We start from the raw sequence: 21022 nt of genomic DNA on the forward strand, positions 1-21022 counted from the left end.
CTGCGGTGCAGGCGGCGAAGGCCGTCGGCAAGCCGGTCAAGGTGATCTATTCGCGCGAAAACGACATGACCATGGACTATTCGCGCCCGCTGACCTTCCAGAAGGTGAAGGCGGGTCTCGATGCCGATGGCAAGCTGATCGCGCTCAATCACGACGTGGTTTCGGCCTGGCCGACCGCGCGGTGGGGAATCCCCGATTTCCTGTCGCCTTCGGTCGACAAGAAGGGGCCGCTGGACGCGTTCACCGTGAACGGCGCGGACTTCTTCTATTCCGTGCCCAATCACAATGTCCGCGCGATCAAGAACGAGTTGGCGCACAACGCCACCCCGTCGGGACAGTTGCGGTCAGTGGCGCCGGGCTGGACCTTCTGGGCGGTCGAAAGCATGATCGATGAGCTCGCGCATGCGGCCGGCAAGGATCCAGCGCAGTACCGGATCGCGCTGCTGGACGGCAAGGGCAAGAACGACGGTGGTGCGCAACGCCTGCGCAACACCCTGCTCGCCGCGATGGGCATGGCCGGCTACGGCACCAAGCAATTGCCGAAAGGCGAGGGCATGGGCGTCGCCTGCGTCTCGTCGCAGGAGCGGGCGACCGCGAGCTGGACCGCCTGCGTCGCGCATGTTGCGGTCGCGCCCTCGGGCGAGGTCAAGGTCAAGAAGCTGACCGTGGCCACCGACGTCGGCACCCAGGTGCATCCCGACAACATCCGCGCCCAGGTCGAGGGCGCGGCGCTGTGGGGCCTTTCGCTCGCGATGTACGAGAAGGCGACGCTGAAGGACGGCGGTATCGAGCAGACCAACTTCGACACCTACACACCCTTGCGGATGAGTCAGATGCCGGAAGTGGCCGTCAACGTCATCGCCAATGGCGAAAAGGCCACCGGCGTCGGCGAGCCGGCGGTCACGGTGGTCGCGCCCGCGCTCGGCAACGCGATCTTCAACGCCTGCGGCGCCCGCATCCGATCTCTGCCGATCACGGCAGAGGCGGTGAAGGCGAACATGAAGGCATAAGCCGCGCAGCACTGATCGAGATGATCCGCCGGAGATTTTCTCCGGCGGATTTTTTTCACGGTCGACCGGAACGCGCGCAGAATACGCGATGCCTAAAATTGTAATGTCCGCGCTAGCTCGGCGTTCAGCATGCCCATTAAGCCGAGGGGAACGGATGGCGGTTAAACTGGGATGTCGGCCGTCACCGCCAGCCCCCGGGGATTCATGACAGCGTCAACCAACAAGACTTCGTCGAAACGCCGGCTGCTGCTGGCTTCGGATCGAAGCGATCAAAGCAGCGAATTGGCCGACATTCTGCGATCCGTCGGCGAGGTTGACACCATCTCGACGTCGGAAATCCCCGACACGCCTGCCGTCGATCTTTCGGGGATCGTGGTCGATATCAATTTGCGCTCCGCCGAAAGCGTGCAACTGGTGCGCAGCAAGCTGCGGAGCGAAGCCTACCGCGAGGTGCCGCGGCTGTTCGTGCTCGCCGATGCCCTGCATCACGCGACGATGCAGGCCTGGGCGCTGGGCGCCACCGACACCATCTCGCGGCCGTTCGATGCGCGCGGCATCCTGCAGCGCATCCGCGCCGCGTTTCCGGACAACGGCGGCTTTGACGCGACGGATCGCGGCAAGGCGCTGAACCGGGGCGTCGAGGCCGCGCACGCGGTCATGGTCAAGATGTTCGAAAGACTGCCGGCGGGCGAGCCGCTGAAATTCAGCGATATCGTCGCGGCCGAAACCAGGATTCTAAAGGCCATCAAGCACTCTTCGCTGCGGGAATGGCTGACGACGGTCGGCTGTCATCACGCCGCCAGCTATCGTCACTGCCTTTTCGTCACCGGCTTCGCGGTCGCGTTCGCCCAGCATCTCGGCATGCGCGAGGACGATCAGCGCCGTCTTGCCCGCGCCGCGCTGCTGCACGACGTCGGCAAGGCCTTCATTCCGGTCGCGCTGCTGGATAAGCCGGACGACTTGACCGAGGACGAAACGATGGAGATGCGCAAGCATCCGCGCCGCGGCTATGAGGCGCTCGCGGCCCAGGGCGGCTTCCCGCCGGAAATGCTCGACGTGGTGCTGCACCACCATGAATTTCTCGACGGCACCGGATATCCCAATGGCCTGAGCGGCAGCCAGATCAGCGATATCGTTCGCCTGACGACGATCGTGGATATCTACGCCGCATTGGTGGAGAATCGCGCCTACCGGCTGCAGTTCACGCACATCACGGCGTTTTCGATGATGGAAGAGATGGGCGGCAAGCTCGACCAGCAAATGCTGCAGGCGTTCAGGCCAGTCGCATTTGGGAACGGTTGACCGGTCGGCCAAACCGCGGAACTGGCGAACCTCCGTGGTCAGCCGCTACCTCCGGCACCAGAAAGCGCGATCCCACGAAGGACGCCGATGGTGCCGATCCGTTCGGACGGGACGATCGGGCCGGCTGAAGGCATCAGGCCCGGACCTTGCAGGGAAAACCCATCCTTGGCACCTTCACCCCAGCATCTTGCGTAATTCCGCCTTCGCCACCTTCTCCAGCGTGGAGCGCGGCATTTCATCGACGAAACGAATCTCGCGCGGCACCTTGAAGTCCGCCAGCGAATTGCGGCAGGCGGCCATCACGGCGTCGTGCAGATTCGCCGGCGCGCGGTCGACGCCGGCCTGCGGGATGATGAACACGACGGGCACTTCGTCGAGCATCGGATGCCTTTTGCCCACCACCGCGGCCTCGCGCACGCCGGGCACCGTGGCGATCACCTGTTCGATCTCGGAGGCCGCGACGTTCTCGCCGCCGACCTTCAGCATGTCCTTGGCGCGGTCGCCGAACTTGATGAAGCCGTGGTCGAGCAGCGTGACCCGATCGCCGGTGATGAAGAAGCCATGCTCGTCAAAACTTTCACGGGTGGCCGTTTCATTGTGCAGATATTCTGAAAACAGCGACAGGCCGGGAATGCCCTCGATCAGCAGGTTGCCGGTGCCGCCGACCTCGGTCGGTGAGCCATCGTCATCGGTGATGCGGATCTCGTATTCTGCCGCCGCCCGGCCGATCGACATCGGTGTGTTGGGCTGGTCGACATCGCCGACGATACCGTGGGTGATGGTCTCGGTCATGCCCCACCAGCCGATGATCTTGACGCCGAACCCGGCAAACGGCGGCGGCTGGCACACGGCGGTGCCCCACAGCCGAAACCTGTGATTGTTCGGAATCTCGTGCTCGAGCAGCGCCTTCATGCAAAACGGGATCGTCGAGGTCCAGGTGCAGCCATGCTCAAGCGCCACCGGCCAGAACCGGCTGGCGGAAAACCGCGGCTGGATCACGCAGGATGCGCCGACCCACAGCGTCGCCAGCATCGAATAGGCCAGCGCGTTGGTGTGGAACAGCGGCAGATAGGTCTGGTGCACGTCGCCTTGATGCAGATCCTCGTGCGCGGCGTTCACCCTGGCGCCCCACAGCGCATTGGCGTGGGTCCACAGCACCGCCTTCGGGCGCGACGTGGTGCCGGAGGTATATTGCACGCTGCACGGCGCCAGCGGATCGGTCGGACGGCGCGGCCGGTCGGCGCTGTCAGCGAACAGGGACTCGAAGCGGTCACCGCGCGGCGCCATTTGCGCCGGCGCCGCGCCGGCGTCATGCGAAATCACCGCCATCCAGCGCAAGCCGCGGCAATGCGCCGAGATCATCCCGGCATAGGCCGGCTGGGTGATCGCGGCAACCGCGCCGCAATGGCCGGCGAAATATTCCATCTCCGCCGGCGCCGAGCGGGTGTTGGTGGTGACCGCGATCGCGCCGAGCTCGACGCAGGCGAACCAGGCCAGCATGGCCTCGATGCAATTGTCGAGGTGGATCAGCACATATTCGCCGGGTCTGACGCCGCGTTTGACGAGCCCCGCGGCCAGCGCGCCGACGCGCGCGTGGAATTCGCCATAGCACCAGCTCCGCGCCGGTGCATCGAACGGCGCCCAGATCAGGAACGGATGTTCGCGGCGCACCTCGGCGCGCATCCGTAAGAGCCATGGCACATCGAGCCCCGCGAACGGTCCCACGATACCCGGCGCCAGCCGTGAACTGGACATCGTTCCTCCCACGCAGCGTTTCCGGCTGCTTTAGCCTGGTGTTGTCCGGAAGGCATTTGTGCCATTGGATCGCGCCACGATCAAATCGCAATTATGGAGCCGTTCTCCTTCGTCGCTTCCGCCTTCGCTCGTCGAGCTACGGCGGACAAGTCGCTCCTCGCAAGGACGGGGAAAGGTTAAGCGGCGTCCCCCTCATACGACGAAATCTCGATCAGGCTGCCGTCGGGATCGCGGCAATAGACCGAGCGCAGCGTGCCGCGGGCGCCTTGCCTGGCCACCGGGCCTTCCTCGATCGCGACGCCGTTCGCCTTCAAATGCGCGACCACCTGCTCCGGCGTGCTCGCGGTGAGAAAGCAGAGATCGTCGCTGCCCGCGGTTTCATGGTCGGCGGTGAACCACTCGGCCTTGTCGGCGTCGTGCGGCCGTACATTGATCTTCTGGTTCCCGAAGATCAGCGAGGTCCGCGGTGTCTGGCCCTGGCCGGGGTCGAATAGCCTGACCTCCATGCCGAGGATGTTGCGATACCATTCGGTGGAACGCGCCACATTGGAAACGTTGATTACGAGGTGATCGAGCGCATTGACCTTGACAGACATGGCTTATCCTTTCGTCGCGGTTGGCAGGCGCACGGGTCGCACTGGCCGCATCCGGCTTTGTTTGTTACAACGCGCGCCGCGGTCAATTCAATGGAAACGGCTCAATAGAAACGGTCCGGGCGCCGAACCCGGACCAGCAGGGAGAAAGTTCATGATTTCGCGTCGCGCCGCGCTTTGCCTGACCACCATCGGCCTTTTTGCGATCGCCTCGATCGGCGGTGCCGCGGCGCTGGACTATCCGGCCCGGCCGGTGCGCTGGGTTGTCGGGTATCCGCCGGGCGGCGCCACCGATATCATCGCGCGGCTGATCGGCGCGCGGCTTTCGGAACGGCTCGGCCAGCAGTTCGTGATCGAGAACAAACCCGGCGCCGGCAACAATATTGCCACCGAATCCGTCGTCAACGCCGAGCCCGACGGCTACACCGTGCTGCTGGTCAATCCCGCGAACTACATCAACGCCTCGCTCTACACCAACCTGAAATTCAACTTCGTCCGCGATATCGCGCCGGTCGCCGCGTTCAATCGCGTGCCCAACGTCATGACGGTCAACAAGGACGTGCCCGCGAACACGGTCGCCGAGTTCATCGCCTATGTGAAGGCCAATCCGGGCAAGGTCAACATGGCGTCATCAGGCAACGGCACGTCGGTGCATCTGTCCGGCGAGATGTTCATGGCGATGACCGGCGTCAGGATGCAGCACGTGCCCTATCGCGGCGCGGCGCCCGCGATTACCGACCTGCTCGGCGGCCAGGTCCAGCTGATCTTCGACAACATGCCTTCCATCATCCAGCATATCCGCGCCGGCTCGTTGCGCGCGCTGGCGGTGACCTCGACGGCGCGATCCGCGCTGTTGCCCGACGTGCCGACGCTGGCCGAGACCGTTGCCGGCTACGAGGCGAGCGCGCTGTTCGGCATGGGCGTGCCAAGGAACACCCCGAAGGAAATCATCGACAGGCTGAACATGGAGATCAACGCGGTGCTGGCCGAGCCGGCGATCAAGGCCAGGCTGATCGACCTCGGCGGCGAGCCGCTGATCCAGCCGCCGGAGGCCTTTGGCGATCAGATCAAGGCCGAGACCGAGAAATGGAAGAAGGTGGTCGAGTCCGCCGGCCTGAAGGTGGAATGAAGCCGCATTCTTGCAACCTTCCTCGAGCTCGCGCGGTTCTGCATTCACGAAGATTCGAACGAGGCAAATCCGGTTTACCTGAACAAAACGCGCTAGACTGAATAGCAACGTCCCGGTTCTGGCGAGAAAGAACCGATGCCCTCGTCAAGGCTACGGCCAGTTCCGGCCGACCCGAAGGAGAAGAGATCATGCGCAAGGTGATATTGGCATTGCTGACTTTGACGGCGGCCGCTGTGGGCAGCATGGCCGGTGCCGCGCCCGCCGCCGCCTACGACTATCCCTATTGTCTCCAGGGCCGCGGCCTGGGGGTTCCCGGCGACTGCGCGTTCGAGACGTATGCGCAGTGCATGGCGAGCGCGTCCGGCCGTCACCTGTATTGCAACATCAATCCGCGCGTCGCGTTCGGCCCGCCGCAGCGGCGCGGACGCCACTACCGGCATTATCATAACGATTGATTTTTCTTGCGCGGGCTTTGCTTGCGCGGGCTTGACCCGCGTTGGTTTGCGACGGTATACTAAACCTAATGGTTAACTATCGAGAAGAGGTGCTGGACCGCACTTTCGCCGCGCTCGCCGATCCGACCCGGCGCGCGCTGCTGGCGCGGCTCGGCGACCGGCAAAGCGTGTCGGTAAGCGAATTGGCGCGGCCATTGGCGATGTCGCTGCCCGCGGTCATGAAGCACCTCGACGTGCTGTCGGACGCCAGCCTGATCGCGCGCGAGAAGACCGGCCGCACGGTGGCGTGCCGGTTGACCGCCGGGCCGATGGCGCAGGCGATGGATTGGCTCAATCGCTACCAGCGCTTCTGGTCCGAAAACCTCGAGCGCCTTGCAGCCTTTGTGGAGAAAGACCAATGGCCGTCAAATCAAGCGCTGTCGGCGATGCCGGTCTCGCCACCCGGCCGAGCCTCACCCTCAGGCGTCGCCTCAACGCGCCGCCCGAAAAAGTCTATGCCGCGTGGACCGATCCGGAAAAGATAGTGCGGTGGTTCGGGCCTGCGCGAGTCAAGGACGGGTCGGTCAGGGCCGCTATCGATCTCCGCGTTGGCGGCCATTATCGCATCAGCTTTCGCACGGTGGACGGCGAGTATCATGAGGTCGCCGGCATCTATCGCCAGGTGGTGCCGAACCAGCGGCTGGCGTTCGGATGGGCGTGGCATTCGACGCCGGAACGGGAGTCGCTGATCAAGCTTTCCCTGAAGCCGGACGGAAGCGGTACGCTACTCACTTTCCATCAGGAGCAATTCTTCGACCAGGCCGCGCGGGATGGTCACGAGCGCGGATGGACCGAGTCACTGGACAAGCTCGAAAACTATCTCGCCTGAACACAGGAGCCGCTGATGCAGCCGCACCGGATCGTCACCCGCGAAGAATGGCTCGCCGCCCGCAAAGTCCATCTCGCGCATGAGAAGGAATTCACCCGGGCCCGCGAGCGGTTGAGCGAGGAGCGCCGTGCGCTGCCGTGGGTCAAGGTCGACAAGGCCTACACGTTCGACGGCGCCAGCGGCAAGGTGGCGCTGGCCGATCTGTTCAACGGCCGCAGCCAGCTCGTGGTGCAGCATTTCATGTTCGCGCCGGACTGGAACGAAGGCTGCAAGAGCTGCTCGTTCTGGGTCGACGGCTTTGAGCGCATGATCCCCCATCTGGCCGCGCGCGACACCACGCTGGTCGCGGTCTCGCGCGCGCCGCTGCAGAAGCTCGAGGCGTTCAAGCGCAGGATGGGCTGGACGTTCGACTGGCTGTCCTCGGCGAACAGCGATTTCAACTACGACTACGCCGTGTCGTTCACGCCGGAACAAATCGCGCAAGGCGCCAAGCTCTACAATTTCGGAACCTCTGGCTTCGGGGTCGAGGAGGCGCCGGGCATCAGCGTGTTCTATCGCGACGAGCGCGGCGACATCTTCCACACCTATTCCTGCTTCGCGCGCGGCCTCGACATGATGAACGCCGCCTACCACTATCTCGACCTGACCCCGCTCGGCCGCCACGAGGAGGGGTTGCCGTATCCGATGGACTGGCTGCGGCTGCGCGACCAGTATCAGCCGGCGCCGGCGTCCTGCTGTCATGGCTGAGAGACGTTGCAAGCCGTCGTCGCAATGACGCCAAAAACAAGCGAGAGCGCTGATGGCCTATGTCGATGGTTTCATTGTCGCGGTCCCGAAGAACAAGCTCGCGGCCTACAGCCGCATGTCGAAAAAGGCCGGCAGGGTCTGGCGCGAACATGGTGCGCTGGACTACCGCGAATGGGTCGCCGACGACGTCAAGGTCGGCAAGCTCACCTCGTTCCCGCGCAGCGTGAAGCTGAAGCCGGGCGAGACCGTGGTGTTTTCCTGGATCACCTACAAGTCGCGCGCCCAGCGCGACAGGATCAACGCCAGGGTGATGGCCGATGCGCGGCTCAAGTCGATGATGGAGCCGAAATCGCTGCCATTCGACGCCACGCGGGTGATCTTTGGCGGGTTCGAGAGCCTGGTAAAGGTTTGAGCGGGCCTGCCGCGGCTGGTTGGGTGACCCACGCCCGCGCAGAGGCGCTTGAACCAGTGGGGCAAACGAACCTGTTCCAGCCAGCGCGATGATCGCCCCGACGGTATCGCCGCCGCCGTCGCCCGCGCCGAAGCCGCCACGGCGAACGGCGATGCGCTGCATCTGCGCATTGCGATCGACTATTCGGGGCGCGACGCGATTCTCCACGCCGCGACCCGCGCCGCCGCGATCGGCGGTCTCACCCGCGAAACCTTCGCCGAGCTCGTCACCGGCGAGGCGAACCTTCGCGACGTCGATCTCATCATCCGGACCAGCGGTGAAAAGCGGTTGTCCGATTTCCTGCTCTGGGAAGGCGCCTATGCCGAACTGCATTTCACCGAGCGGATGTGGCCGGAGTTCGAGGCGGACGATCTCGCCGAAGCGCTGTTGTCGTTCCACCGGCGCGAACGCCGGTTCGGCGGCTTGCCATCCATCGCACCCGAAGCTGTTCCAAGCCTGTAGGGCATGAGTCGTGTGAGGGTACTACACCCCTCCTGGCTGCACGTAACGTCGATATGCGGCCAACAGCTCCATATGGACCGGAATTTGGCGCTCACGTCAGCAACAACGCCATCCCGGGATCGCCCTTCGCCATCGCCCGCCGATAGGCCGGACGTTCAGCGATGCGGCCGAGATAGAGGACGATGTTGGGACAGCGCGCGAGATCATAGGGCAGGAAATAGCGCATCGTGGTCAACGAAAAGCCCATCATGATGTCAGCCGAGGTGAACGCGTCGCCCGCAAGATACCTCGCCTCGCGAACGCGGGCATCGACCAGATCGAACGCCCGGTCGACACGCGTTTTGGTCGCGCGCAGGATCGGATTGTCGTCCGCGAGCTTCAGCCGGTTCAGGATCATGTTGCGTCCCATGCCGGCCTGCAGCGTGCCGTTGGCGAAATGAAACCAGTAGAGAAAATGCGAAAAATCCGCATGGTCGGCCTTCAGCGCAAGGCGCCCATTGCCATATTTCGCGATGATGTATTCGACCACCGCGCCGGATTCCGCGAGCACCAGATCGCCGTCTGATATGACCGGCGCCGCGCCGATCGGATGCAGCGTCTTGTAATCAGGCGGCGCCAGCATGGTGATGGGATCGCGCGCGTGAAGCTTCAACTCGTAGGGGATTTCCAGTTCCTCACACGGCCAGACGACCCGCTCAGACCGGGATTTGCCGAGGTGATGGACGGTGAGCATTCAGGACTCCGCTGACGCGCCGCGCGCGCAATCGACCGAGATTGGCCGGGCCGCTTATACCGCCGGCTCGGCCTCTTCGCCAACGATGGCGCGGTCGATAGCGTCGATCAAAATCTGGATCTCGATGAATTTGAGCCGCGCCCGCTCGGCCTTGTCGCGATCGAATGGCGCGGCCAGCGTCTTGGCGAAGGCGTCGCGGTCCTCGGCCATCCGTCCGCGCGCCTTTTTCAGCGTCTCCAGGCGTTCGCTCATGTCGGCTTCGCTTTCTGTCGGTTGGCGCAACGCGGCGCTTGTCACAATGGGTGCGCTGCAATGTCCTTGATGACACTCCGCCTGCTGGCCGGAAGAAACCTCCGCGCCCAGGAGTTGAAGCTCACCAACAGGGGCGCTTGATTCTGAAACGGATCAAGGACATTCCGCCGGGCGCGATCTTCTCGGATAGCCGGCCGGACCTGGGAAGCAATAGTTGAATTCGGCGCATTGTAGGCCGCCAAGCGTTATTCTTGACTCGTTAGTCTATATGACGTACATTGTTAGCGAAACAGATGTCCTATCAGGGGTAGCCGCGATGCCGCGCAAACAGGCCAAGACCGAACGGGAGACGCCGGGCCGCGTGGAGCGACTCGGATTCCGGCTCGATGAAGAGACGAAGGATCTTATCGAACGGGCCGCCTATCTGTCGCGACGCAAGGTCAGCGATTTCTGCGTGACCGCGCTCACTGACACGGCGCGCCAGACGATCGCCGAGCATGAGACCATGGCGCTGTCCGATCGTGACCGCAAAGCATTTTTTGATGCGCTCGTTGATCCGCCCGAGCCGAGCGAGCGGCTTGCGCGCGCGTTGGCCGAGCACAAGCGACGCGTTGCCTCCTGAACATGGCGGCACCTCGGCCGGATTTGAGGATCGAGGCGCTTGCGTCACACCATGAACGGAGCGGCTTTTCCTGTGGCGTCGATAGCCTCGATCGTTACCTATGGACGCAGGCGAGCCAGGATATGCGGCGCAAGGCAAATGGTGTCTTCATCCTCGTCGAGCCAGCGAAGCCAAACGTCATTCTCGGCTACTATACGCTATGTGCCACGGGGCTACCACAGGGTGACGTTCCGTCCGCCGCCCGCAAGCATGTTCCGCGTTATCCGCTCGTCAGTGCCACGCTCATCGGACGTCTCGCGGTTTCAGAGGCCCGGCAGGGCGAACGGCTGGGCGCGATGCTTCTCGCTGACGCCGTGCGTCGCGCCTATCGGAGCGCGGACACGGTCGGCTCGTCAATGCTGGTTGTGGACGCGCTCAATGAACGCGCCGCTGCCTTCTATGAAGGAAACGGCTTCGTGAGCCTGCCGGACTCACTCCGCCTGGTGCTACCGATGCACGCGATCCGGCGAATGGTGGAGTCATAGTTGGCGGATGCGATGCGAACTTCAGTGCCGCCTCTCATCGCCTTGTCGACGAGCCAGCGAACCTTCGACTTCGCGGTGTCGTAGCAAGGCGGCGGGATCGCAAAGCAACTCACGTCGAACTGGCGCGCCACGGTCGATGAAGATGGGCAACATAGCTTCGCCGTGGCGCTATGACGGAGTATCCGGGCATACCCGGAGGCTATTCTTTTCCGGCCGAGGCTTCTCTGAAGCACTACGCCCGATACCGCGTATCAGGCCGCGGCTCGCTTGGTCGGGCGGCTGGCGCTTTCTTGTGGCGGGAGGAGCAGGTCGGCCGGAATATGGAAACGGGCGCGCAGCCTCTGCACCATCGCCATGCTCAGCCCCTTCTTTCCCTGCAGGACCTCACTGACGCGGCTCGGTGTTCCCAGGATCGGCACCATGTCCGCACGAGTGAGACCGTGTTGATCCATGAGGTGGCGGATGAGATCGGCTGTGCTCGGTGGCCGGCGCGGCCATTTGCTGTCCTCATAGGCCGCGATCAGACGCGCCTGGGTTTGGAGCCGAGCAATATCGGCTGCCTCATCCGACTCCCAGAGCCGATCAACAAGAGCGCGGGCGCGAGCGAGTTCCGCATCGCTGTCAATCAAGATCAGGGTTGCATCCATCACACGGTCTCCGCATCTATTTTTTCATACTCACTGTGGGTGCCGAAGAACCGGATTGCCAGGGCTCCTGCCCGGCGCAAGCCGCGGCCAAGCGAAATCTTCTCCGTAATTTCCGAACCTCCCGACCGAGTACGCGGTCGCGTAGACTCGATCGCAATCAGGCGAAGTGAGAAGACCAAAACCGCTGGAAATAGCTGGCCGCGCAACCACTGGGCCATATGATGACGCAACTGCAACCAAACGTAAGCGCGATCGGATGAGCAACAGATAACCAAACAAATGACCAAAGTATTTTCTGGAGGGCTCCTGAAAACCGGAGGTCACATCGGCAAGACTGGAGGTCGTTTGAGGCGCACCGCCGCCCTGGCGGCGACCATCACGCTGATGGGCCAGAACTTCGCCTGGGCGGTTTGCGCCAATGGGCAGTCATTGCCGGCGGGAGGCTGGGTGGTCGGTCGCGATGCGATCGTTTCGAACCCGGCCAACTGGTCGCCGAATGTCTTCACCGCCGCGGCGGGCTCGATCTTCGTTCCGGACACGTCGGTCAAGGAGCAAAATGGCGATATAGCCCCCGGCGATCCCACTCGACCGGCGACCGGCGGCGGGCACAACTGGGTTTTCGATCAGGGTTCGACCCTGTGCAAGCAAACCGATACCGGGATCGATCCGACGACCGGACGGTCAGCGTCGTGGAGCATACCGCCGAACACGCCAACCGACTGCGTCGTGCTGCCGGTCATCAAGGGCGGCCGCGTCGTCAATCTGGGCGACATTCCGTATCAGGGTCAGGCCGTGACGCCGACCTGCGATACGGACCTCCTGGGGAGCCTGGAAAACACCTATTTCAACCAGCTCGGATGTTCGATTTCCGCCGTACAACACAACGGCGTGCCGACCAAGAACACCCCGCAAACCGCTACCACCTTCCTGTTCGTGGCCGGCATCAAGGGCGGGCTGTTCTCCATACCGCTGAACAGTATCGAAAACCCTGTTCTGGGAGCAACTGCCGGCAAGTCCGTCGGTCCCCTGAACTATTATTCCGACATTCCTGAAGGTCAGAAGCTGACCAACGCCGCGGTGAGCCCCGACGGCATGTTTGCCATGGCCACCTCGGTCAGACGGCAGCAATTCGTCTATGTCTGCCTTAACCCGCTGGGCGACCCGGGCGATCCCAGCCAGCCGATCACCAATGCCACTCTGACGACCTTCGCCGATACCGCGATAACGAGCCAGAGCAAATGCATGCAGGCCGGCAACAATAATCTGGCGGTCGATCTGACCACCGCCTTCGGGCCCGATGGCCAGCCCTATTTCGGCGGGCAGCGGATCGTCACGAGCTACAACGGACAGCCTGGCGGTCCGTTTACGTCGGCCTGGCCGCAATGCCTCTTCCAGGGCGTCGGCGGCCTGCCCGGCCCGCTCATGGATAACTTGAAGGCGGTCTTCAAGGCACACAGCGCCGGCCATTGCGGCAACGCACAGCCCAACTTTGGCTTCTCGTCGGCGCTGGTGACCCAGCCGCAAGCAATCATCGGCCATACCAATGCGAGAGGGGAGATGTACATGTATGCCGGCCCGCTGGGCGGCACGATCGTGCAGTTCAAGCTCACCAAGAACCCGCTCTCCGGTGTGACCGAATACGCCTTCCGCACCATTCTCACCGGAGTGTCACTCACGACCGGTCTCGGCGTCGCCGATGATCTGATCTATTCCAGCCCGGGCAGCACCGGCGACGGTTCGCTCATGATCTTCACCGACCCGTCGGCCGTTGGCCTGGCAGGTCAGGAAGTCGTGACCCGACTGCCGCTGTGCGAGGACATGTGAGCGGTCCCGGGCACAAACCTGGCCTGAGACCGTGTTCCGGTCTCAGTCCCCGCGCTGAAAATAACGACCGACCTTTCGCAACCCTTCTGACCGGGAATTGGCCCGGAGCGCCAATTGTTCAAGGCAAGCCGCAGACCGAGATTTGTGCCGATTTTTTTTTAGGGAGAGATGAAGATGTTTTTTCTGTCACCCAAGGAATCCCGCATCCGCCAGAAAGAGGCCCAGAATGCTCGCAACAATCGGGCGGAAATCGTCAAGGCTCATTCGATCGGCCAGATCACCCGCCGCGACCTCTATAAATGGGGTCTGCTGACAGTCGGCGGACTTGCGTTGAAGAATGGTCTGAGCCCGTTTGCGCGAAGCGCCTACGCCGCGGTTCCGACAGGCACGCCGCGGAGTCCGTTGTTCGGCGCCCAAAAGTTCACCCAGCCACTGCGGCGACTGAGCCTGCAGCAACCGATTCCGCTGACCCGCGTGCCCTCCAGCGACCCGGCCTCGGCTGGTGACGCTGCCTTCCCGGCCGCGTATGGTGAAATGCCGGCCCGCCGACTTTCCTATCACACCGATTTCACCGCGAACCCTTCCGACCCGAAATACAAGAACCCGGTGACGGGGCGAGGCCCGGTCGAGGGCCGCCCCCCTGGAGAGATATTCGCTCATCAGCGATGGAACGAGTTCTTTCCCAAGGAAGCCTATGTGATGTCCTGGGGACAGGTCGCGACCGGCAGCAGCTTCCATCCGGGTCTACCGGCACAGAACCCGAACAGCGTGTGGACATACGGATCAGGCCGCTTCGTGCGCGGAACCCTGCCGCCGTTCCTTATCAAGACCCGCTATGGCGAGCCGTGCCTCACGCGTATCTACAACAACACGCCGGTGTTTCGCGGCGACAATGGCGGTTTCGGCCGCAACGAGAGCCAGCTTCACTTCCACAATGCGCACAACGGCGCCGAGAGCGACGGCGCCGCCAACGTCCACCATTTCCCCGGCACGTTCTACGACTACCGCTGGAGCACCACGCTGGCGCGCCGCGACAAGATCAATACCCAGGCGACCGATCGGCGCGCGTCTGGACCCGACGACAATGGCGGTCTCGTGCAAGTGGCGGGCGATTGGCGTGAACTCCAGGGAACCATGTGGGCTCATGACCACCGGTTCTTCTTCACCGCGGAGAACGTCTACAAGGGCAATGTCGGCATGGTCAACATGTACAGCGGTCGCGATCGCGGCAACGAGGAACTCAGCGACGGGGTCAATCTGCGGCTTCCCAGCGGCCGTCTGCTGGATCACGGCAATCTCGACTTCGACGTGAATTTGATCATATCGGACGCGGCCTTCGATCCGACTGGCCAGTTGTTCTTCGACATCTTCGATACCGACGGATTCCTCGGCGACGTGCCAATGGTCAACCTTGCCTATGCTCCATTCATGGAAGTGTTGCCGCGCAAGTACCGGTTCCGGATTCTAAGCGCGGGTATGTCGCGGTTCATCCAGTTGCAGATTGCCGACTCGAGCGGCAACGCGGTGCCGTTCCTGCAGATTGCCAACGACGGCAACTTCTTTGTCAATCCGATCCCGCTGACATCGCTCGACCAGCAGGGCACCGCCGAGCGCTACGATATCGTCGTCGATTTCTCGCGGTTCAGGATCGGCGATCGGCTCACGCTGGTAAACACGCTTCAGCAAACCGATGGGCGTCTGCCGGACAAGCAGCTCTCGCTGAAGCAAGCCCTCGCGGGCAGCCAAAACGATCCGGGATGCGGCGGAATTATGCAATTTCGTATTGTCAGCCAGCTCGAGAGCGTGGATGTTCCGGGCTACATCCATTACGCCACCAATCCTGACAACAGCATTGTGCCGAACGCGCTGACGGAGCAAATTCCGATCGTCACCCCGGTTCGCGAGCGCGTCGTCGAGTGGGGCAGAGGCGGCGGGGGCGACTCGCGCCTGCCCAATGGCCAATGCATCCCCGACTGCCCGGAAACCGCCCAGTTTCCGTGGACCATCAAGGTCAATGGGCAGGCATCTCATTCGATGAACGCCAATCGGGTTTCGCTGCTATATCCGAAACCGGGCGAGGTCGAGCACTGGACCTACATCAATGGCGGCGGCGGCTGGGATCATCCGATCCATCTCCACTTCGAGGAAGGCATTACCATGAACCGGGGCAGCGATACGATCCCGGCAACCGAACGGCTGGTGCGAAAGGACGTCTGGCGGCTGCGTCCCGGCGGGCGGGTTCAATTCCAGATCCAGTTCGGCGAATTTGGCGGTTCCTACGTGAACCATTGCCACAACACCGTGCACGAGGATTTTGCCCTGTTGATGCGTATCCAGCTTCTGAACGGCCTGGCCGGAACGCCGCAGGCGACCGTCACTGCAACTCCCAACCCGACCCCCGACGGCGTATTCTTCACGACCCCGGAGGTGTTGCCGGAGGCCGACCCGACGAATTCAGTCGGCGTCGCGCCCAGTAGCGGCTAGACAAAAACCGGCCAGACCAGCGGCGGTCCTGCCAAAATCCAGGTCTGCCTGCCATCCAGCGGCCGGTCTTGCCAGCCGCTGGATGACATTCACTGCGACATGCAGGCGGTTCGAAGCGCTTTTCGGGTCGTCCCATTCAGGAGAAATCCGGGAGAACCGAATGCTGCGAAATCTCGTGCAAAGGAATTTTCTGACAGGATTGGCCATGCTTGCGGCCCTGGTGACGTCGTCGTCGGCTAGCGTCGCCGCGCCGACCAATCGCTGGGGAGCGGATTATTTCCCGAATCTGCCGGTCGTCACCCAGGATGGCAAGACGCTGAATTTCTACGATGACGTCATCAAAGACAAGATCGTGGTGATCAGCTTCATCTACACGAGCTGTCCTGATATTTGCCCGCTCACGACGGCGCGTCTCTCGCAGGTCGAAGACAAACTCGGAGACCTTTTGGGTCGCGAGCTATTCTTCGTTTCGATAACTGTCGATCCGGAGAACGATACGCCGGAAAAGCTCAAACAGTTTTCCAAGGCGTTCGGGACGGGTCCGGGATGGCTGTTCCTGACCGGCAAGCCCGCGGACATCCGGGAGATCAATTTCAAGCTCGGCGACAAGAGCCGCTCGCTGAGTGACCACCGCAACGAGATCGTGCTCGGCAATGACACGACCGGCGAATGGACCAGGAACACCGTGTTCGGCGATCTCGATCGCCTCGTCATGGATATCCACTCCATGGACCCGAAATGGCGCGATGAGGTGCGGGTCATAGAGCACAACGAAGCCAGCAATACCGGCTTCAAGCTCGGACTGGAACCGGGCCAGGCCCTTTTCAAAAAGATCTGCGCGCCATGTCACACCATCGGTGTTGGCGACCGTGTTGGCCCGGATTTGCGCGGCGTCACCGAGCGTCGCCCACCGGCTTGGCTAGCGCGATTCATCAGGAGCCCGGAGCGGGTGCGGGCTGAAAAGGACCCTGTCGCAGCGGTGTTGGCAGAGAGATTCCCCGGGGTGCGCATGCCCAACCTCGGAATCTCCGAGATCGACGCGGTGGACCTGATCTCCTACCTTCAGTCCGAAACCTCCCGCCTGGTGGAGGGGGCCCGCGACGTTCCGGCGGCGGCAAATCACGACGCTGCAAGCCAGGGCCATCATCACGAGCATCATCACCAGCAATGATCTCGACAAGTTGCAGACTGTTCGCAAGTCATGCGCCAAATCCGAGAGCCTGAAAGGTCGTCCAGTGGCGCGAAAGATCCCAACCCCCGACAAGGGTTCCGTTCTAGTCAATGTGCGGGACGGTCAGCGACATCCTGACAAGCTCGGCGATGCTGGCTGCGTTCATCTTCGACATGACGGTGGCGCGATGCGTCTCAATCGTTCGAGTGCTCACGCCCAGCTCGTGGGCGATAATTTTGTTGGGCATGCCCTTGAGCAATCGAGACAGCACCTCCTTTTCCTTGGGGGTCAAAGTCGAGAGCCGGGCACGAACTATCTCGGTCCCCGGAGCGATCGCCACTTCATTGTTCCAATTCGCCAGGGCTTCGCGAATCGCTCTAACCAAAGCACCATTGTTGAACGGTTTCTCAAGCAGATCGACCGCGCCCCGTTTCATGGCCTCGACGGCGAGCGTGATATCCGCATAAGCGGTGATGATGATGATCGGAAGAGCGAGACGTCGTTCCTTCATTTTTCCCGCAAGATCGATGCCGCTGATGCCCCGCATGCGCACGTCCGCCACTACGCAACCGGTCGTGCCCGGTCCGATCGTTTCGAGAAAGTCCTGAGCCGACGCATATGTTTGAACCCAGAATCCGCTGGTCGTCAGAAAGCCTTCGATCGAGGTGAGAATGGCGGGGTCATCGTCGATGACATGAACGAACTGTTTATCGCTCAAAGACTGATCTCCGTATTCACCAACGGCAATGTGAAACTGAAAATGGCGCCTCCGTCAGGATTAGCCTCGGCCCAGATCTTTCCATAATGCGCTTCGATGATCATGCGTGAAATCGACAGGCCAATGCCCATTCCACTCGATTTCGTCGTTTGAAAAGGCTCGAACAGACGTTCCAATACTCCGGGCTCGAAGCCGGAGCCGGTGTCGGCGATGTCGATCCGAATCATGTCCTGGTCGATCGAGGACGTTGAAATGCTCAGTTTCCGTTCCCTCGAGGGGCTCATGGCCTCTGTGGCGTTTCGTATCAAATTAGCCAGCACTTGCTTGATCTGAATCCTGTCGGCGAGGACACTGTCGTTCCCGGCATTCAACTGGAGATTTATCTGAATTTTCTCCTTTCTCGGGATCGAGAGTTCGGGGGCATCGTTGACAAGATCGTGCAAGTTCAGGAATGTCTTGTCGGGCTCGCCGCTGGCGACCAATTCGCGCAGCCGCTTCATAATGTGCCCCGCGCGCATGATCTCGTCGACGGCGCTGGCCAAGGTGGTTTCGATCGGATTGGGCCGCGCGTCGGTCGGCATCTCGAGTAGCAATTGCGCCGTCTCGAGATAGGTTACGGCAGCCGCCAGCGGCTGGTTGAGTTCATGCGACAGGCCAGCGGCCAGACCGCCCATGGCGGTCAAACGCTCCCCCTGTAGCTTCTTGATGCGGGCCTCGATCTCGCGTCGACTGGAAAGATCACGCAGGAATCCGACGAATAGCGGCGCGTCTGCGTATGTGGTTTCGGTGATCATCAGACCCAGCGGGAACACCGAACCATCCTTTCGCAGTCCTTCGACTTCACGGCCAATGCCGATGATATTGGCCTGACCAGTTTGCAGATATTTCTGCATGTGTTGGTCGTGCTGGCCGCGAAACCGCTCGGGCACGAGGATGTTGATATTGCGGCCGACGACCTCTTGCCGCTCGTAACCGAACATCTTCACCCCGTTCGTATTGATCGACTGAATAACGCCTGTGGCACTGACGGCAATGATGGCGTCGGTGGAGCCATCGACAACAGCCCGCAATAGCGTTTCGCTATTTACCAGCGCCAACTCGGCTATTTTGCGCTCGGTGATATCCCGGGTGATTTTCGCGAAGCCTTTGAGCGTCCCGCTCTCGTTATAGATCGGGTTGACGAGGGTGCTTGCCCAGATGCGATCTCCCCCCTTTTTGACGTGCTCGCCTTCCTGCTCATGCGCGCCGGTGAGCAAGGCTGTTTCCAGCTCGCGTTCCGGCTTGCCAGCAGCAATGTCGTCGGGCGTATAGAAGACCGAGAAGTGACGCCCTATAATTTCGTCCGCTTCGTATCCCTTGATGCGCCGTGCGCCGTCGTTCCAGGACGCAATGTGGCCCTCCGGATCGAGCATGAACACGGCATAATCCTTGGTTCCATTGATGAGAAGCCGTAGCCGTTCCTCGCTCTCCTTGAGAGCTTCCACGACCTCATGTCGGCAAGTGACATCTTCGGAAAAAATGACAATTCCTCCAATGTCGCCGCCGCGCGCACGCCAGGGTCTGATCTCCCACGACACCCATTGAGTTCGTCCACCGGCGCGCACGAACGCATCATCGTCCCCCTGCAGCACCTCGCCGCTAAGGCCGCGCCAATGTCTCTTTTTCCATTGCTCCGGGATTTCCGGCAGCACCTCATAAAGCGACCGCCCGACGACGTCCTGCTCTCCTATGCCGTACTGGGCAAGAAAGCGATGACTGGCGGCAACGTAGCACATGTTCCGGTCGAACATGGCGATGGATGCCGGCGCCTGTTCGACGAACAGGCGCAGCCGTGCTTCGCTGGATCTAAGCGCCATTTCCGTCTGGCGGCGCTGGTCTTCGTAATCAAGAAGCGCTTTCGATGCCGTGTCGAAAGCGAGCAGCGCCTGGTCGAACTCCGGTACCCCTGTTGCCGCAAAGATTACCGGCTCGTGATGCCGCAGGGCTTGTGCGCCCCTTTCCAGCGCCTTGATCGGGGCGGTAATCTTTCGCGCTGCCATGGCGGCGAGCACGATGCTCAACGTTGTCACAATCAGGCCGACGAGAATCGCGCTGACGGTGATTTCGCGGATCGGCGCTTCAAGTGCGCTTTTCTCCGCGGCAACGACCGTCGTCCACCCGCTCAGCGGGGAGACCGCGTTTGCGTAAATGACCGGTTGACCTTCGAGAGCGAGCGCCTCGAACAGTCCGTCCTCCTTTCTGATCGTTCGCCAGTCCGCCGAGGCGGGCCTCCCCACCCAGCGCTGATGATCGCGAGTTCGCGCGATGATATTGCCGCGGCGGTCGATCACTTCGACGATCCAACCCTCGGGCAGGCCTCCGCTGTACAGAAGGGCTCGAAAAGCGGCGACATCGACGCTGATCGTCAAAAAGTACACCGCCTTGTCGGCAATGAAGATGGGCAGTCCTACCGAGATCATCGGGAACTTCGCAACTTCCCCGACCAATACGCCCGATACTTGCGTTTGCCTGGTTTCCAACGCGCGGACTATCGCGGTTCGCTCTCCTTCGGAAGGAAGGGGTAGGGGTTCTATCGTCGAGACCAGGGTGTTAACGAGTTGTTGTCCTTGCACATCGGCGAGTGTCACCCAGGCGCCGGGCAGGCCGGGCAATGCCTGCTCGGCCTCTTCGCGAAAACCAGCAAGATCCTGTGCTTTCAACGACTGCGACGCCGCGAGTGCCTGGACAGCCGCGATGTATTTCCCGAGCTGCGCATCGACCGCGCTCATAATTGGGCGGGAGGAATACAGGATGGCATGGCGGCTCTGGTCGCGCTCCTGGCTGGCTAATCGCCACACAATAGCCGTCGACAACAGCAACATCGGAAAAGCCACCGCGAGCACGATCAACGTCAGGCGTTGACCTATACTCAAGCCGTCAGTTGGGAGGTTCGAATCGGAAGCTGCGCGCATGGCGTCCAGTGTCCGTGTTATCTCCGCTGGTCGCGTCGGACTGCAGAGATCAGCATCGAATTCTGTCCGAAAATCCCAAAAACCAACGAGGGAGTGACCATATAGAACTCCAACTTGTTAGATCGTTTAACAGGAACTGCCGGTTTGCCAGGAGCGAATAGAGTGTAGCGTGCGTGCAGGCAAATCAAAGAAGCCGTCATGGTGAACGTCAAAGGGCACAACAGGCTCGTGGCCTTCGCATGGGATCCGCAGCTCGAAAATGAACTGCTATGGTCGGCTCCAGTTAATTCGTGTCGTCGGCGCGGCCGTTACCGCAATAATATT

20 protein-coding genes and 1 pseudogene are annotated in these 21022 nt (G+C 61.9%); 14 read left to right on the plus strand and 7 right to left on the minus strand.

From position 1 onward, the window contains the following. Together WCE35_RS24615 and WCE35_RS24620 are read left to right on the plus strand one after the other, a co-directional pair. Positions 1 to 1010 (plus strand): xanthine dehydrogenase family protein molybdopterin-binding subunit (locus tag WCE35_RS24615; protein ID WP_424595911.1); only part of this gene is annotated, 1010 nt, incomplete at its 5' end. Positions 1011 to 1214: 204 nt separating this feature from the next. Further along, positions 1215 to 2312 carry an HD domain-containing phosphohydrolase gene (locus WCE35_RS24620; RefSeq protein WP_424595912.1) on the plus strand — a complete coding sequence of 366 codons (1098 nt, stop codon included), beginning with the start codon at positions 1215 to 1217 and terminating at the stop codon, positions 2310 to 2312. Between the two features lie 174 nt (positions 2313 to 2486). On the opposite strand, the gene WCE35_RS24625 is transcribed toward WCE35_RS24620, so the two are convergent. Continuing rightward, positions 2487 to 4067, minus strand: a complete 1581-nt coding sequence (locus WCE35_RS24625; protein WP_424595913.1) for an AMP-binding protein — start codon at positions 4065 to 4067, stop codon at positions 2487 to 2489. A 176-nt stretch (positions 4068 to 4243) separates the two neighbouring features. Further along, positions 4244 to 4663 (minus strand): VOC family protein, encoded by a 420-nt coding sequence (locus WCE35_RS24630; RefSeq protein WP_424595914.1) that lies wholly within the window; start codon positions 4661 to 4663, stop codon positions 4244 to 4246. A gap of 151 nt (positions 4664 to 4814) precedes the next feature. Between WCE35_RS24630 and WCE35_RS24635 the strand changes: the two genes are divergently transcribed. The 7 genes and pseudogenes from WCE35_RS24635 to WCE35_RS24665 all read left to right on the plus strand — a co-directional run. Next, a complete protein-coding gene (locus WCE35_RS24635; protein ID WP_424595915.1) occupies positions 4815 to 5789 on the plus strand; it encodes a Bug family tripartite tricarboxylate transporter substrate binding protein in 975 nt (324 codons plus the stop codon). Positions 5790 to 5977: 188 nt separating this feature from the next. Next, complete coding sequence (locus tag WCE35_RS24640; protein WP_424595916.1) at positions 5978 to 6244, plus strand: DUF3551 domain-containing protein; 267 nt, start codon at positions 5978 to 5980, stop codon at positions 6242 to 6244. Positions 6245 to 6333: 89 nt separating this feature from the next. Further along, positions 6334 to 6768, plus strand: a complete 435-nt coding sequence (locus tag WCE35_RS24645) for an ArsR/SmtB family transcription factor (RefSeq protein WP_424595917.1) — start codon at positions 6334 to 6336, stop codon at positions 6766 to 6768. After that, positions 6768 to 7112: an SRPBCC family protein gene (locus WCE35_RS24650; protein ID WP_424595918.1), complete on the plus strand. Its 345-nt coding sequence runs from the start codon at positions 6768 to 6770 to the stop codon at positions 7110 to 7112. The genes WCE35_RS24645 and WCE35_RS24650 overlap by 1 nt, the downstream gene beginning before the upstream one ends. A 15-nt stretch (positions 7113 to 7127) precedes the next feature. Further along, positions 7128 to 7859 (plus strand): DUF899 domain-containing protein, encoded by a 732-nt coding sequence (locus WCE35_RS24655; RefSeq protein ID WP_424595919.1) that lies wholly within the window; start codon positions 7128 to 7130, stop codon positions 7857 to 7859. Between the two features lie 52 nt (positions 7860 to 7911). Beyond that, a complete protein-coding gene (locus WCE35_RS24660) occupies positions 7912 to 8271 on the plus strand; it encodes a DUF1428 domain-containing protein (protein WP_424595920.1) in 360 nt (119 codons plus the stop codon). Positions 8272 to 8355: 84 nt separating this feature from the next. Continuing rightward, positions 8356 to 8772, plus strand: a pseudogene (locus WCE35_RS24665) (undecaprenyl diphosphate synthase family protein); the annotation flags it as partial. Positions 8773 to 8863: 91 nt separating this feature from the next. Here WCE35_RS24665 and WCE35_RS24670 read toward each other — a convergent pair. Together WCE35_RS24670 and WCE35_RS24675 are read right to left on the minus strand one after the other, a co-directional pair. Further along, positions 8864 to 9505, minus strand: coding sequence for a glutathione S-transferase family protein (locus WCE35_RS24670; RefSeq protein WP_424595921.1), 642 nt, complete (start codon positions 9503 to 9505; stop codon positions 8864 to 8866). A 54-nt stretch (positions 9506 to 9559) separates the two neighbouring features. Beyond that, a complete protein-coding gene (locus WCE35_RS24675; protein ID WP_424595922.1) occupies positions 9560 to 9757 on the minus strand; it encodes a hypothetical protein in 198 nt (65 codons plus the stop codon). Between the two features lie 316 nt (positions 9758 to 10073). On the opposite strand from WCE35_RS24675, the gene WCE35_RS24680 reads away from it, so the two are divergent. Together WCE35_RS24680 and WCE35_RS24685 are read left to right on the plus strand one after the other, a co-directional pair. Next, positions 10074 to 10379: a DUF1778 domain-containing protein gene (locus WCE35_RS24680; RefSeq protein WP_424595923.1), complete on the plus strand. Its 306-nt coding sequence runs from the start codon at positions 10074 to 10076 to the stop codon at positions 10377 to 10379. Between the two features lie 2 nt (positions 10380 to 10381). After that, on the plus strand, positions 10382 to 10903 hold the full coding sequence (locus tag WCE35_RS24685; protein ID WP_424595924.1) for a GNAT family N-acetyltransferase: 522 nt from the start codon (positions 10382 to 10384) through the stop codon (positions 10901 to 10903). A 251-nt stretch (positions 10904 to 11154) separates the two neighbouring features. Here WCE35_RS24685 and WCE35_RS24690 read toward each other — a convergent pair whose 3' ends face one another. Further along, entirely contained in the window at positions 11155 to 11550 is a 396-nt protein-coding gene (locus tag WCE35_RS24690) for a helix-turn-helix domain-containing protein (protein WP_424595925.1), read from the minus strand. Between the two features lie 279 nt (positions 11551 to 11829). Here WCE35_RS24690 and WCE35_RS24695 point away from each other — a divergent pair, with 279 nt between their 5' ends. From WCE35_RS24695 to WCE35_RS24705, 3 genes are all read left to right on the plus strand, one after another. Then, the gene (locus WCE35_RS24695) at positions 11830 to 13374 is read left to right on the plus strand and encodes a hypothetical protein (protein WP_424595926.1); all 1545 of its coding nucleotides are present in this window, start codon (positions 11830 to 11832) and stop codon (positions 13372 to 13374) included. Between the two features lie 168 nt (positions 13375 to 13542). Further along, complete coding sequence (locus tag WCE35_RS24700) at positions 13543 to 15858, plus strand: multicopper oxidase domain-containing protein (protein ID WP_424595927.1); 2316 nt, start codon at positions 13543 to 13545, stop codon at positions 15856 to 15858. A 160-nt stretch (positions 15859 to 16018) separates the two neighbouring features. Next, on the plus strand, positions 16019 to 17029 hold the full coding sequence (locus WCE35_RS24705; RefSeq protein ID WP_424595928.1) for an SCO family protein: 1011 nt from the start codon (positions 16019 to 16021) through the stop codon (positions 17027 to 17029). 103 nt (positions 17030 to 17132) lie between these two features. Here the strand turns inward: WCE35_RS24705 and WCE35_RS24710 are convergent, their stop codons facing one another. Both WCE35_RS24710 and WCE35_RS24715 read right to left on the minus strand, forming a co-directional pair. Next, positions 17133 to 17747 carry a response regulator transcription factor gene (locus WCE35_RS24710; protein WP_424595929.1) on the minus strand — a complete coding sequence of 205 codons (615 nt, stop codon included), beginning with the start codon at positions 17745 to 17747 and terminating at the stop codon, positions 17133 to 17135. Beyond that, complete coding sequence (locus WCE35_RS24715) at positions 17744 to 20698, minus strand: PAS domain S-box protein (RefSeq protein WP_424595930.1); 2955 nt, start codon at positions 20696 to 20698, stop codon at positions 17744 to 17746. The genes WCE35_RS24710 and WCE35_RS24715 overlap by 4 nt, the downstream gene beginning before the upstream one ends. Positions 20699 to 21022: the final 324 nt, after the last annotated feature.

The sequence above is a fragment of the Bradyrhizobium sp. genome (genome assembly GCF_049691595.1).
Classification (GTDB): domain Bacteria; phylum Pseudomonadota; class Alphaproteobacteria; order Rhizobiales; family Xanthobacteraceae; genus Bradyrhizobium.

What these genes read in the sequence shown, in the direction of transcription:
- WCE35_RS24620 (WP_424595912.1), top strand. Translation starts at nt 1,215, where the DNA reads ATGACAGCGTCAACCAACAAGACTTCGTCGAAACGCCGGCTGCTGCTG.
- WCE35_RS24625 (WP_424595913.1), bottom strand. Translation starts at nt 4,067, where the DNA reads ATGTCCAGTTCACGGCTGGCGCCGGGTATCGTGGGACCGTTCGCGGGG.
- WCE35_RS24630 (WP_424595914.1), bottom strand. Translation starts at nt 4,663, where the DNA reads ATGTCTGTCAAGGTCAATGCGCTCGATCACCTCGTAATCAACGTTTCC.
- WCE35_RS24635 (WP_424595915.1), top strand. Translation starts at nt 4,815, where the DNA reads ATGATTTCGCGTCGCGCCGCGCTTTGCCTGACCACCATCGGCCTTTTT.
- WCE35_RS24640 (WP_424595916.1), top strand. Translation starts at nt 5,978, where the DNA reads ATGCGCAAGGTGATATTGGCATTGCTGACTTTGACGGCGGCCGCTGTG.
- WCE35_RS24655 (WP_424595919.1), top strand. Translation starts at nt 7,128, where the DNA reads ATGCAGCCGCACCGGATCGTCACCCGCGAAGAATGGCTCGCCGCCCGC.
- WCE35_RS24660 (WP_424595920.1), top strand. Translation starts at nt 7,912, where the DNA reads ATGGCCTATGTCGATGGTTTCATTGTCGCGGTCCCGAAGAACAAGCTC.
- WCE35_RS24670 (WP_424595921.1), bottom strand. Translation starts at nt 9,505, where the DNA reads ATGCTCACCGTCCATCACCTCGGCAAATCCCGGTCTGAGCGGGTCGTC.
- WCE35_RS24675 (WP_424595922.1), bottom strand. Translation starts at nt 9,757, where the DNA reads ATGAGCGAACGCCTGGAGACGCTGAAAAAGGCGCGCGGACGGATGGCC.
- WCE35_RS24680 (WP_424595923.1), top strand. Translation starts at nt 10,074, where the DNA reads ATGCCGCGCAAACAGGCCAAGACCGAACGGGAGACGCCGGGCCGCGTG.
- WCE35_RS24685 (WP_424595924.1), top strand. Translation starts at nt 10,382, where the DNA reads ATGGCGGCACCTCGGCCGGATTTGAGGATCGAGGCGCTTGCGTCACAC.
- WCE35_RS24690 (WP_424595925.1), bottom strand. Translation starts at nt 11,550, where the DNA reads ATGGATGCAACCCTGATCTTGATTGACAGCGATGCGGAACTCGCTCGC.
- WCE35_RS24695 (WP_424595926.1), top strand. Translation starts at nt 11,830, where the DNA reads ATGACCAAAGTATTTTCTGGAGGGCTCCTGAAAACCGGAGGTCACATC.
- WCE35_RS24700 (WP_424595927.1), top strand. Translation starts at nt 13,543, where the DNA reads ATGAAGATGTTTTTTCTGTCACCCAAGGAATCCCGCATCCGCCAGAAA.
- WCE35_RS24705 (WP_424595928.1), top strand. Translation starts at nt 16,019, where the DNA reads ATGCTGCGAAATCTCGTGCAAAGGAATTTTCTGACAGGATTGGCCATG.
- WCE35_RS24715 (WP_424595930.1), bottom strand. Translation starts at nt 20,698, where the DNA reads ATGCGCGCAGCTTCCGATTCGAACCTCCCAACTGACGGCTTGAGTATA.